Here is a 12,869-nt window from a genome sequence, read left to right as displayed (position 1 = left end):
ATAGCAATGAAATTGATTTCCTCTCCGGCCAAGGCCTGGGAGGAAATTTCTATGGAAGAGGATAGGCGAAAAGTATTTATGGCTTTTGTCTATCCTATGATTGGTTTATGCGGTCTGTCCGTATTCATCGGTTCGTTATTGACGAATGGGTGGGGAGGTCCGCAAAGTTTCCAGATAGCTATGACCAATTGTTGCGCCGTAGCTGTAGCCTTGTTCGGTGGCTATTTTCTGGCAGCTTATGCCATCAATGAAATGGGAACAAGGATGTTTGGCATGCATAGTAATATGCCGTTGACACAACAGTTTGCAGGATATGCATTGGTTGTGTCTTTCCTGCTTCAGATAGTAACCGGACTATTACCTGATTTTAGAATTATTGCTTGGTTGCTGCAGTTCTACATCGTCTATGTGGTATGGGAGGGAGTTCCTATACTGATGGGAGTAGAAGAAAAACAACGATTAAAATACACCCTTTTGTCGTCTGTATTGTTAATACTATGTCCGGCAGTGATACAGATCGTGTTTAATAGACTGACGGCTATACTTAATTAATGAGTAAAGATGAAACAACCTCCTGTAAATATAAAGAATAAACGGGCTACGTTTGATTACGAGCTGATAGATACCTACACAGCAGGTATTGTATTGACCGGTACGGAAATAAAGTCCATTCGTTTGGGAAAAGCCAGTCTGGTAGATACGTTTTGCTATTTTACGAAAGGCGAATTGTGGGTGAAGAATATGCACATTGCCGAATATTTCTATGGATCGTACAATAACCATACGGCACGTAGAGAGAGGAAGTTGTTGCTTAGTAAAAAAGAATTGGAGAAACTTCAGCGGGAGATGAAAAATCCCGGCTTTACGATTGTTCCTGTACGCTTGTTTATCAATGAAAAAGGTTTGGCGAAACTGGTAGTCGCTTTGGCGAAAGGTAAGAAAGAATACGATAAACGAGAATCTATAAAGGAGAAAGACGACCGTAGAGATATGGCAAGAATGTTCAAGCGGTAAGTAAAAACCGCTATAAGATAAACGCCGGACTGCGAAGTGTCTGGCAGAAGATGGCAGAGTAGGTATTTAGGTATTAATGTGATAGGGTAATGAAAAAGACAATTTCTCAAGTCGTATCCGAGCGCATCCTTATTCTGGATGGGGCAATGGGTACAATGATTCAACAATATAACCTCAAGGAAGAAGATTTTCGTGGTGAACGGTTTGCGCATATCCCCGGACAGTTGAAAGGGAATAACGACTTATTGTGTCTTACACGTCCCGACGTGATTCAGGATATTCATCGTAAATACCTGGAAGCAGGTGCGGATATCATCGAAACCAATACATTCAGTTCGACTACAGTTTCTATGGCTGATTATCACGTAGAAGAATACGTGCGTGAGATGAATCTGGCAGCCGTAAAACTAGCCCGTGATCTTGCCGACGAGTACACTGCAAAGAATCCCGATAAACCGCGTTTTGTAGCCGGCTCTGTAGGCCCAACCAATAAAACCTGCTCTATGAGCCCGGACGTGAACAATCCGGCTTATCGTGCTTTGAGTTACGACGAACTGGCTGCATCCTATCAGCAACAGATGGAAGCAATGCTTGAAGGTGGCGTAGACGCCATTCTGATCGAAACAATCTTTGATACCCTGAATGCTAAAGCTGCTATTTTTGCAGCCGAACAAGCAATGAAAGCAACAGGTGTCGAAGTGCCTGTCATGTTATCTGTAACGGTGTCTGATATTGGCGGACGAACATTGTCCGGCCAGACATTGGACGCATTTCTTGCTTCCGTGCAACATGCCAATATCTTTTCTGTCGGTTTAAACTGTTCTTTCGGAGCCCGCCAATTGAAACCATTCCTTGAACAACTGGCAGCTCGTGCACCTTATTATATTAGCGCCTATCCGAATGCCGGATTACCGAATAGCCTGGGTAAGTATGACCAGACACCTGCTGATATGGCTCACGAAGTGAGAGAATATATCGAAGAAGGACTAATCAATATCATTGGCGGCTGTTGTGGAACGACGGATGCCTATATTGCCGAATATCCCGCCCTCGTGAAAGGTGCTAAACCACACGTCCCTGCTCTTGCACCGGATTGTATGTGGCTTTCCGGACTTGAACTATTGGAAGTCAAACCGGAAATTAACTTTGTAAATGTCGGCGAACGTTGCAACGTAGCCGGTTCTCGTAAGTTTCTTCGTCTGATAAACGAAAAGAAATATGATGAAGCTCTCTCCATCGCCCGTCAACAAGTGGAAGATGGTGCCTTGGTGATTGACGTCAATATGGATGACGGACTGTTGGACGCAAAGACAGAGATGACTACTTTCCTGAATCTTATCATGTCCGAACCGGAAATAGCCCGTGTTCCGGTAATGATTGACTCTTCCAAATGGGAAGTGATTGAAGCCGGCCTGAAATGTCTGCAAGGAAAGTCAATCGTTAACTCCATTTCTCTGAAAGAAGGCGAGGACGTTTTCCTCGAACATGCCCGTATCATCCGCCAATATGGAGCGGCCGCCGTCGTAATGGCTTTTGATGAGAAAGGTCAGGCAGATACAGCCGCCCGTAAAATAGAAGTTTGCGAACGGGCTTACCGTCTTTTGGTAGATAAAGTAGGTTTTAATCCTCATGATATTATTTTTGACCCCAATGTACTTGCCGTAGCTACGGGGATCGAAGAACATAATAACTATGCCGTAGATTTCATTGAAGCTACCGCATGGATCAAAAAGAATCTTCCGGGTGCTCATATTAGCGGAGGAGTCAGTAACCTTTCTTTCTCTTTCCGTGGCAATAATTATATCCGTGAGGCGATGCACGCTGTATTCCTTTATCATGCCATTCAGCGAGGAATGGACATGGGGATTGTGAATCCGGGTACTTCCGTGTTATATAGTGATATCCCGACCGATGTATTGGAAAAGATAGAAGATGTCGTCTTGAATCGTCGTCCGGACGCAGCGGAACGTCTGATAGAATTGGCGGAATCGCTGAAAGCAACTATGAGCGGAACTGCCGGACAACCAGCTGCCAAACAAGATGCGTGGAGAGAAGAATCCGTTCAGGAACGCTTGAAATATGCCTTGATGAAAGGAATCGGAGATTTCCTTGAACAGGATTTGGCGGAAGCATTGCCGCTTTATGATAAAGCAGTCGATGTGATTGAAGGCCCGTTGATGGATGGAATGAATTATGTAGGCGAGTTGTTTGGTGCCGGTAAGATGTTCCTTCCCCAGGTTGTGAAGACTGCCCGTACGATGAAAAAAGCCGTAGCTATCCTGCAACCGATTATCGAATCGGAAAAAGTGGAAGGAAGCGCCGCGGCTGGAAAAGTGTTGCTGGCAACTGTAAAGGGCGATGTGCACGATATTGGAAAAAATATTGTAGCGGTGGTGATGGCTTGCAATGGTTATGATATTGTAGACTTGGGAGTGATGGTGCCGGCGGAAACCATTGTGCAGCGTGCCATTGAAGAAAAAGTGGATATGATCGGATTGAGTGGTCTGATTACTCCCTCTTTGGAAGAAATGGCGCATGTGGCTTTGGAACTCGAAAAAGCAGGACTGGATATTCCTCTTCTGATTGGTGGGGCCACTACATCGAAAATGCATACGGCATTGAAGATTGCTCCTGTCTATCACGCTCCGGTGGTACATCTGAAAGATGCTTCCCAGAATGCAAGTGTTGCTTCCAAATTATTGAATCCACAGCTGAAAGCCGAATTGGTGAACGAACTGAATAGCGAATATGAGGTGCTTCGTGAAAAAAGCGGTCTGCTGAAACGTGAAACGGTTTCATTGGAAGAGGCGCAGAAAAATAAGTTGAATCTGTTTTAAATAGTATCACAATGAAAAAGATTTTCTCTTTCTTATGTCTGATTGCAGCAATAGTTGTTGCTATGAGCGCATGTTCTTCTACCAAAGAAGAAAAAGGAACGTCCGAAACCGGAAATGCTGCTTTGGATAATATCTTCGCACGTAAAAGTGTGCGTACTTATCTGAATAAGGGAGTGGAGAAAGAGAAAATAGACTTGATGCTTCGTGCCGGAATGGCTGCCCCTTCGGGTAAAGATGTCCGTCCTTGGGAGTTTATAGTAGTATCCGACCGTGCCAAACTGGATTCAATGGCTGCTGCGCTTCCTTATGCAAAGATGTTAACCCAAGCCCGTAACGCTATCATTGTCTGCGGAGATTCTGTACGTTCGTCTTATTGGTATTTGGATTGTTCAGCAGCAGCGCAAAATATTCTGCTGGCTGCCGAAAGTCTGGGACTGGGGGCTGTATGGACGGCTGCCTATCCTTATGAAGACCGTATGCAGGTGGTACGCAAATATACCAATCTACCTGATAATATCCTTCCGCTTTGTGTCATTCCTTTCGGCTATCCGGCTACAAAAGAGAACCCGAAACAGAAATTTGACGAGAAAAAGATACATTATAATCAGTATTAGTAAGCAAAAGTTTTGTCTTTTCAATAATTTCCTTACATTTGCAACGCTAATTAAAATCTGATACGCAAATGTTTGGAATAGACGACCCTTTTATAATTCTGCCTTACCTTCTTTCAGTGGTATGTGTGATCTTTGCTGCCTGGTTTGGGCTGAAGTATTGGAATAAGGACGACGAAAAAGACGAAACTCGATGAATACATTTACACTCGGCTTGATTGTGATAGGATATCTCCTGTCACTTGCTTACCTCGGCTTTTTGGGATACAAGAAAACAACGAATACCAGTGACTATCTGGTAGGCGGACGTCAGATGAATCCTATTGTTATGGCACTTTCTTACGGTGCTACGTTTATCTCTGCATCTGCTATTGTAGGTTTTGGAGGAGTGGCGGCAGCTTTCGGAATGGGTATTCAGTGGCTCTGTTTCCTGAATATGTTTATTGGGGTTGTCATTGCTTTTATCTTTTTCGGTTTACGCACCCGGCGTATGGGTGCAAAACTGAATGTGAGCACTTTTCCTCAATTATTAGGGCGTCATTTTCGTTCCCGTAATATACAGGTATTTATTGCTGCTGTTATTTTTGTCGGAATGCCGCTTTATGCAGCAGTTGTGATGAAAGGTGGAGCTGTATTTATCGAACAGATCTTTCAGATTGATTTCAATATCTCTTTGTTGATATTTACATTGGTTATTGCTGCTTATGTTATTGCAGGCGGTATGAAAGGAGTCATGTATACAGATGCGTTGCAGGCAGTAATCATGTTCGGTTGCATGCTGTTTCTATTATTCTCTTTATACCAGGTGCTCGGTATGGGTTTTACCGAGGCGAATAAAGAGTTGACTGCTATTGCTCCGTTAGTCCCGGAAAAATTTAAAGCATTGGGACATCAGGGATGGACTGCAATGCCTGTTACAGGTTCACCACAATGGTACTCACTTGTTACTTCCCTTATTTTAGGAGTAGGAATCGGATGTCTTGCGCAACCCCAGCTAGTGGTTCGTTTTATGACTGTGGAGAGTAGCAAACAATTAAACCGCGGTGTATTTATCGGTTGTTTCTTTTTGATTATAACAGTAGGAGCTATCTATCATGCCGGAGCTTTGAGTAACCTTTTCTTCCTGAAAACAGAAGGAGCGGTTGCTACCGAAGTAGTGCAGGACATCGATAAGATTATTCCATATTTTATTAATAAAGCGATGCCCGACTGGTTTGCCGCACTTTTTATGTTATGTATCCTTTCGGCCAGTATGTCTACACTAAGCTCGCAGTTCCATACAATGGGTGCTTCGGTAGGTTCTGATATTTATGGAACTTATAAACCCCGTTCGCGGAATAAACTGACCAACGTGATTCGTTTGGGAGTATTGTTCTCTATTCTGGTCAGCTACATTATTTGCTATATGTTGCCTCATGATATTATCGCCCGTGGAACTTCTATCTTTATGGGGATTTGTGCTGCAGCTTTCCTTCCAGCCTATTTCTGTGCTTTATATTGGAAGAAAGCCACTAAGCAGGGTGTCATGGCAAGTCTTTGGGTCGGAACAATCGGTAGCCTGTTTGCCCTTGTATTTCTTCATCAGAAAGAATCTGCAGCATTAGGTATCTGCAAAGCATTATTTGGACGGGATGTATTGATTACCACTTATCCTTTCCCTGTGATTGATCCGATATTATTTGCCTTACCATTATCTGTATTAGCCATCATCGTAATCAGCTTAGTAACCAAAAAATAAGTATTAAGTAAGTATCAAGTATTAAGTATCAAGTATTACGCCATGCGGATAAGCACCTCAAAGGGCACGGTTAATACTTAATACTTGATACTTAATATTAATCATGCTTTTATTTTCTTCTTGTAGGATTCGTAGCGCGACATGATATCACGGACGAAATTGTAAGTCTCGATACCACGGAAATACCCGTTTTTGCAGACAGGGTCGGTAAAGTATTCTTCATTGCTTTTGAGCAGGATGAAGTTTTCTACATTGTCTTTCCATACCAGTTTGTTCTTTCCGTATTTTTCGGCTAGCGCCATAGCATCGTATATATGTCCCAAGCCGGCATTATAAGATGCCAGAATGAAGTTGAGTCGTTCCTGTTTGTCGGGAATCATACTGAAACTGCGGTCGGTGGCGGCGATATATTTAATGGCTGCTTTCACACTTTCCTCCGGATTCTGCTCCTTGCCGGGAGGTACTCCCATTGCCCGGGCGGTGGCAGGCATTAACTGCATCAGTCCTTTGGCGCCAGCCCAGGAAACAGCGGTGGTATCGAAATTAGATTCAGTATAGGCTAGTGACGCCAGCATACGCCAATCCCATCCGATATCTTTGGAATATTTTCTGAATAAATCATCATAATGAGATATTTTCCCCTCTTTCAATGAAAGGATAGGAGAGTGGGGCATCATTTTACTATTCTCAAAATAACGTTTCATACTGGCTGTGTAGGCAGGAGAGGTCATATTTTCCTGATGCCATTTAGTAGCGGCGGCTGCCAGTTCGGGGCTGTCTTTTCGTACTGCCCACGAAGACCGTTGATCGAAACTGATAGACAGATCGATATTTAAATTAGGATAATAGGTCTTATTTAATTTTGCCAGGTCATTGTCGGCTACTGTATACGGGATTTTTCCTTGCGCCACTTGCGTTATCAAGTCCTCGATGGTAGTACTGTCATTGGTAACTTCATGAATCCGGATGCCGCCTCCTAATTCGCTGTTCAGATTGACGAGGCGGTCGTAATATTTCCCTGGCTTTACGTATATATCTTTTCCTACCAGTTCGGTTACGTCTTTTAATGGCTTCTGTTTTCCTCTTCCTTGCTGAACGATTACTTGATGGGTGATGACATCTTCACCACAATAAAGCAGACTGTCTTTCCACTCTTTGGTGATAGGCAGATTATAGGCAATCATATCTCCTTCGCCTGCCCGCAATTTTTGAATCATCTCGTCAACGCTTTTGGCAACTTCAATCCTAAGCTTTAGTCCCAGACTTTTGGCAAACTGCTCGCTAAGTTCATACTGGAATCCCATTTCCTGTCCCCGGTAAATAAAATAGGAAGTAGAGCTATACAATGTCAATACAACGAGTTCGCCACTATCTTTTATTTGTGGAAGATCACGTGCGGATTCATCCGTTGTACTATGTTGTTTGTTCCGGCATCCGAACACACAACAGAACAATACGAGGAATAAAGGGATAATCAGTGTCTTGACATTCATACCTGACATTTTGCTTTTAACTCTCAACTCTCCATTCTCCACTTTCAACTCTTCAAGTGTTTCTTGATATACATAGTCAGTATATCAATAGCTACCTTATTACTGCCGCCTTCCGGTACAATAAGGTCGGCATATCGTTTGCAAGGTTCGATAAATTGCAGGTGCATAGGCTTTAAAACCCGTGTGTAGCGTTCCATTACAGCTTCGGCAGTACGTCCGCGCTCAATAACATCTCTTTGGATAACACGTATCAGGCGTTCGTCGGGATCGGCATCTACAAAGATTTTAAGGTCCATCATATTGCGTAGCTTTTTATCACATAAAGCAAGGATTCCTTCAATGATAACCACTTCACGAGGTTCGATATGAATCGTTTCGGGCTGGCGCGTACAAGTGAGATAAGAATAGGTAGGCTGTTCAATACTATTTCCTTCTTTCAGCATCATGACATGTTTGGATAGTAGGCTCCATTCAAAAGCATCGGGATGGTCAAAATTGATATTCTGGCGTTCTTCAACCGGGACATGACTACTGTCTTTGTAGTATGAATCCTGTGGTAAGAGTACTACTTCCCCTGCGGGGAGACTTTCTATAATTTTCCGTACGACGGTGGTCTTTCCGGAGCCTGTTCCGCCTGCTATTCCTATAATTAACATCTCTTTAAATGTATATTTGAACCAAATAGAGTATTTTTGCATTACTATTAATGCGATGATTGCATTAACAAGACAAATATAGAAACAATTCATTAAAATAACAACGTAATGGTAAAACACATTGTATTATTTAAGTTAAAAGACGAAGTTCCTGCTGAAGAGAAACTGGTAGTCATGACTAAATTTAAGGAAGCGATAGAAGCTCTTCCTGCTAAAATCTCTGTCATTCGTAAAGTGGAAGTCGGATTGAATATGAATCCCGGTGAAACATGGAATATTGCGCTTTACAGTGAGTTTGATACACTAGAAGATGTGAAATTCTATGCAACACACCCCGACCACGTAGCTGCCGGCAAGATTCTGGCTGAAACGAAAGAAAGCCGTGCATGCGTAGACTATGAATTATAAATCCCAAAAATAAAGATGAGAAAAATAATTTCTTTCCTGCTTTTAAGCTTTGTTGTATATGCATTGCAAGCGCAGATCAAAGATCCGGTAAAGTTTAAAACAGAACTGACACCTCTCTCCGATACGGAGGCAGAGGTGGTGTTTACGGCTGCCATTGATAAAGGTTGGCATGTTTATTCTACCGACCTGGGAGATGGCGGTCCTATTTCTGCAACATTTAATATTGATAATAAATCGGGTGTCGAGCTTGTCGGTAAACTGAAGCCTGTGGGCAAAGAAGTAGCTACTTTCGATAAATTGTTCGAAATGAAGGTGCGTTATTTCGAGAATACAGCAAAGTTTGTACAGAAAGTGAAGTTTACGGGTGGAGCTTACGCGATAGAAGGTTATCTGGAATACGGAGCTTGTGATGACGAGAGCTGCCTGCCTCCTACTCAAGTGCCATTCAAGTTTTCGGGAGTAGCGAAAGCCGGAAATGCTGCCGCAACGAAAACAGAACAACCGAAAGCAGAACAACCGGAACAAAAAGTAGTGGATAAGGCAGATAAGAAAGAAGGGGCAACTCCTGTTGCTTCGAAAGATTCATCTGCTATGATGGAGTTGGTTCCTGCAACTACAACGGAAGCAGCCACGGATATTCAGCCGGCAGTTGCCTCTAGTGAACTTTGGAAACCCGTTATCAGTGATCTGCAAGCATTAGGCGAGGAGCACGGGCAGGAGGATATGTCCTGGATATATATATTCATAACAGGGTTCCTTGGGGGATTATTGGCTTTGTTTACTCCTTGTGTGTGGCCGATTATTCCAATGACAGTCAGCTTTTTCCTGAAACGCAGTAAAGACAAAAAGAAAGGAATTCGTGATGCGTGGACGTATGGTGCATCTATCGTCGTGATTTATGTGGCATTGGGTTTGGCTATCACGTTGATTTTCGGTGCCAGCGCATTAAACGCTTTATCTACCAATGCTATTTTCAACATTCTCTTCTTCCTGATGTTGGTGATTTTTGCCGCTTCATTCTTTGGAGCGTTTGAAATCAGACTACCCTCGAAATGGGGAAACGCAGTAGATAGCAAAGCGGAATCTACGACCGGATTACTAAGTATTTTCCTGATGGCTTTTACGCTTTCATTGGTATCTTTCTCTTGCACAGGTCCGATTATCGGATTTCTGCTGGTACAGGTATCTACCACAGGAAGTGTGGTTGCTCCGGCAATCGGTATGTTGGGATTTGCCATTGCTTTGGCATTGCCGTTTACGCTTTTTGCCCTGTTCCCGTCTTGGCTGAAATCTATGCCGAAGTCCGGTGGATGGATGAATGTAATCAAAGTAACGCTGGGTTTCCTCGAATTGGCGTTTGCGCTTAAATTCTTGTCGGTAGCTGACTTGGCTTATGGTTGGAGACTGCTTGACCGCGAAACATTCCTGGCTCTGTGGATTGTAATCTTTGCTTTGCTTGGATTCTATCTGTTGGGTAAGATCAAATTTCCGCATGATGACGATGATAATAAGGTGGGAGTCACCCGCTTCTTTATGGCATTAATCTCTTTTGCGTTTGCCGTATATATGGTTCCCGGTTTGTGGGGAGCACCATTGAAGGCTGTATCTGCATTTGCTCCGCCTATGCAGACGCAAGACTTCAATTTGTATAAGAACGAGGTACATGCGAAATTTGATGATTATGACTTAGGTATGGAATATGCCCGTCTGAACGGAAAACCCGTTATGCTCGACTTTACCGGATATGGTTGCGTAAACTGTCGTAAGATGGAAGCAGCGGTGTGGACTGATCCGAAAGTGAGTGATTTGATTAATAACGATTATGTACTGATTACTCTCTATGTGGATAATAAGACTCCGTTGACCGAGCCCGTAAAGATAATCGAGAACGGTACAGAACGTACTTTGCGTACTGTCGGTGATAAATGGAGTTATCTGCAACGTGTGAAATTCGGAGCCAACGCCCAGCCTTTCTATGTATTATTGGACAATCAGGGCAAACCGTTGAATAAGTCGTATGCTTATAACGAAGATATTCCTAAGTATATCGAATTCTTGCAGACCGGATTGGAGAATTATAAGAAAGGGAAAAATTAAAATCTTCGATAAGGCACTGTCTTGAATGATAAATGAAATAAAAGCGGTCTCATCTTTTCGGTGAGATCGCTTTTATTTTTTTATTTCAGAAAAAATACATACGTTTGTAACATCATAACAATACCTTTGTGCCCAAAAATAAAGAAAATATGTACGCAACAGACACTCTTGTAAATGAACGGGAATTGGTTCTCCGTCTGATAGACGGAGATGAAGAGGCCTTTTGCGAACTTTATGCCGCTTACAAGAATCGTTTGCTCTACTTCGCCCTGAAGTTCGTCAAGTCGCGTGAATTTGCTGAAGATATTTTTCAGGATGCATTTACGGTAGTCTGGCAAACTCGTCGTTTCATCAATCCCGAAGCCTCTTTTTCTTCCTACCTTTATACCATCGTACGTAATCGTATTCTGAATCAGTTGCGCGACATGGCTAATGAAGATCAGCTGAAGGAACAGATTCTTTCTCAAGCGATCGATTCAACTAACGAGACCAATAACCATATTTTGCTCAATGATTTGAAAGAGATTGTTGCTCGTGCATTGGAACAATTGACACCCCGCCAACGGGAAGTGTTCAAAATGAGCCGTGAGTTACAGATGTCTCATAAAGAAATAGCCGAAGCGTTGGGTGTCTCTGTTCATACGGTGCAGGAACATATTTCTGTTTCTCTGAAAGTGATTCGTTCTTATCTGACTAAATATTCAAGTACATCAGCTGATATACTTTTGATTCTATTTTGTTTAAACTTATAATAAATGTTAATCACACCCTAGCTCTTTCTTACTTTTGTGTATTACTTATACAAAGGGAAGGAAATTAATATTCTTATTTTGAATGTATGATGAAAGATACTAAAACAGAAAAAGATAAATTGCATCGTTACCTGGATGACCTTTATACCCGGGAAGAGGCTTCGCAACTTTTGCAAAGCATAAAAGAGGCAGAAAACCAAGATTTATTGGATGAACTAGCAGCAGAGGTTTGGGAAGAATCCGGGAACTTGCAACCTGCTACTGATTTGGAACGGGAAAAATATAAGAGAGAGGCACGTCAGTTATTGAAACGTATTGAACACAAAAAACGTACCTGGTTCCGTCGGGCATCTGTGGTGGCGGTTAGTACGGCGGCTGTCATAGCCATTATAATAGGGAGTGTCAACTTTTTCCGGTATATGAATGAGCAGCAGGTCACGCTTGCCGAAGTCACTACTTCTTTTGGTGAAAAAAGGCAAGTGACTTTGTCGGATGGAACTCTTTTGGTATTGAATTCTTGTTCTCAAGTGCGTTATCCGGAACGTTTTGTGGGAGATAGCCGTGAAATAGAACTTGAAGGTGAGGGATATTTCCGTGTTGCCCGTAATGAAAAGATGCCATTTGTTGTAAAGACGAAGCGGCTGGATGTTCGGGTATTGGGTACTCGTTTTGATGTCAAGTCCTATTCAACGGATGAGATTGTATCTGTGAGTGTGGAGAGTGGTAAAGTACAGGTTGATTTACCGGAAGCGATGATGAGGCTGACCGCAAAAGAGCAAGTGCTTATCAATACGGTTTCCGGTGAATATAGTAAGAAAACAGAAGATAGGGGAGTGGCTGTCTGGATGAAAGGAGGTTTACGTTTCTACAGTACACCGATTCGGGATGTGGCAAAAGAACTGGAGCGTGTATATAATTGCCGGATTACTTTTGCTCCCGGTCAGGATTTCAACAACTTGATTACCGGTGAGCACGATAATAAGAGTCTGGAGGCCGTACTTAAATCCATCGAATTTATCAGTGGTGATATCAAATATAAGAAAGAAGGCATTAATGTCCTTCTTTATAAAGAATGAGATGAAGAAAAGATAATGTTTAACCTTTAAAAGAATAATAGATGAAAACAGCCCCTTCATGAACCCCCTAAAATGATAGAAGCACTCCAAAGGAATGCCCCTATCCGCAATCCGGACGGATATTCATAAGCTTCGACCCAAATGAATAACGTATCGCGTATTGCTTGTTTTTAATAACTTTAGTCAA

The 12,869-nt window shown here is 42.6% G+C and carries 12 protein-coding genes; 10 read left to right on the top strand and 2 right to left on the bottom strand.

Annotation, left to right across the window (positions count from 1 at the left end; genetic code table 11):
* Positions 1 to 6 precede the first annotated feature (6 nt).
* From DW173_RS00985 to DW173_RS00965, 6 genes are all read left to right on the top strand, one after another.
* Positions 7 to 552 carry a Yip1 family protein gene (locus DW173_RS00985; protein WP_004315986.1) on the top strand — a complete coding sequence of 182 codons (546 nt, stop codon included), beginning with the start codon at positions 7 to 9 and terminating at the stop codon, positions 550 to 552.
* A 9-nt stretch (positions 553 to 561) separates the two neighbouring features.
* A complete protein-coding gene (gene smpB / locus DW173_RS00980) occupies positions 562 to 1,014 on the top strand; it encodes an SsrA-binding protein (protein WP_004310798.1) in 453 nt (150 codons plus the stop codon).
* Positions 1,015 to 1,103: 89 nt separating this feature from the next.
* Positions 1,104 to 3,851 carry a methionine synthase gene (gene metH, locus DW173_RS00975; protein WP_120143433.1) on the top strand — a complete coding sequence of 916 codons (2,748 nt, stop codon included), beginning with the start codon at positions 1,104 to 1,106 and terminating at the stop codon, positions 3,849 to 3,851.
* Between the two features lie 11 nt (positions 3,852 to 3,862).
* Positions 3,863 to 4,465, top strand: coding sequence for a nitroreductase family protein (locus DW173_RS00970; RefSeq protein WP_004315984.1), 603 nt, complete (start codon positions 3,863 to 3,865; stop codon positions 4,463 to 4,465).
* A 68-nt stretch (positions 4,466 to 4,533) separates the two neighbouring features.
* Complete coding sequence (locus tag DW173_RS24370) at positions 4,534 to 4,659, top strand: symporter small accessory protein (protein ID WP_004296931.1); 126 nt, start codon at positions 4,534 to 4,536, stop codon at positions 4,657 to 4,659.
* Positions 4,656 to 6,200, top strand: a complete 1,545-nt coding sequence (locus tag DW173_RS00965; RefSeq protein ID WP_015532799.1) for a sodium:solute symporter — start codon at positions 4,656 to 4,658, stop codon at positions 6,198 to 6,200. The genes DW173_RS24370 and DW173_RS00965 overlap by 4 nt, the downstream gene beginning before the upstream one ends.
* Positions 6,201 to 6,301: 101 nt before the next feature.
* Here the strand turns inward: DW173_RS00965 and DW173_RS00960 are convergent, their stop codons facing one another.
* The gene (locus DW173_RS00960; protein WP_004315982.1) at positions 6,302 to 7,693 is read right to left on the bottom strand and encodes a transglycosylase SLT domain-containing protein; all 1,392 of its coding nucleotides are present in this window, start codon (positions 7,691 to 7,693) and stop codon (positions 6,302 to 6,304) included.
* Positions 7,694 to 7,737: 44 nt separating this feature from the next.
* On the bottom strand, positions 7,738 to 8,349 hold the full coding sequence (gene udk, locus DW173_RS00955) for a uridine kinase (protein WP_032811070.1): 612 nt from the start codon (positions 8,347 to 8,349) through the stop codon (positions 7,738 to 7,740).
* A gap of 108 nt (positions 8,350 to 8,457) precedes the next feature.
* On the opposite strand from udk, the gene DW173_RS00950 reads away from it, so the two are divergent.
* The 4 genes from DW173_RS00950 to DW173_RS00935 all read left to right on the top strand — a co-directional run bounded on the left by DW173_RS00950 (position 8,458) and on the right by DW173_RS00935 (position 12,682).
* The gene (locus DW173_RS00950; protein ID WP_004315980.1) at positions 8,458 to 8,757 is read left to right on the top strand and encodes a Dabb family protein; all 300 of its coding nucleotides are present in this window, start codon (positions 8,458 to 8,460) and stop codon (positions 8,755 to 8,757) included.
* 15 nt (positions 8,758 to 8,772) lie between these two features.
* Positions 8,773 to 10,854 carry a protein-disulfide reductase DsbD family protein gene (locus tag DW173_RS00945; RefSeq protein ID WP_199722800.1) on the top strand — a complete coding sequence of 694 codons (2,082 nt, stop codon included), beginning with the start codon at positions 8,773 to 8,775 and terminating at the stop codon, positions 10,852 to 10,854.
* Between the two features lie 149 nt (positions 10,855 to 11,003).
* Positions 11,004 to 11,606 (top strand): RNA polymerase sigma-70 factor, encoded by a 603-nt coding sequence (locus DW173_RS00940; protein WP_009040891.1) that lies wholly within the window; start codon positions 11,004 to 11,006, stop codon positions 11,604 to 11,606.
* An 86-nt stretch (positions 11,607 to 11,692) separates the two neighbouring features.
* Positions 11,693 to 12,682 (top strand): FecR family protein, encoded by a 990-nt coding sequence (locus DW173_RS00935; RefSeq protein WP_199722799.1) that lies wholly within the window; start codon positions 11,693 to 11,695, stop codon positions 12,680 to 12,682.
* Positions 12,683 to 12,869: the final 187 nt, after the last annotated feature.

Origin of the sequence: Bacteroides sp. AM16-13, assembly GCF_003602705.1 — a bacterium.
Classification (GTDB): domain Bacteria; phylum Bacteroidota; class Bacteroidia; order Bacteroidales; family Bacteroidaceae; genus Bacteroides; species Bacteroides xylanisolvens.
This window is presented reverse-complemented; position numbering and strand designations above follow the sequence as displayed.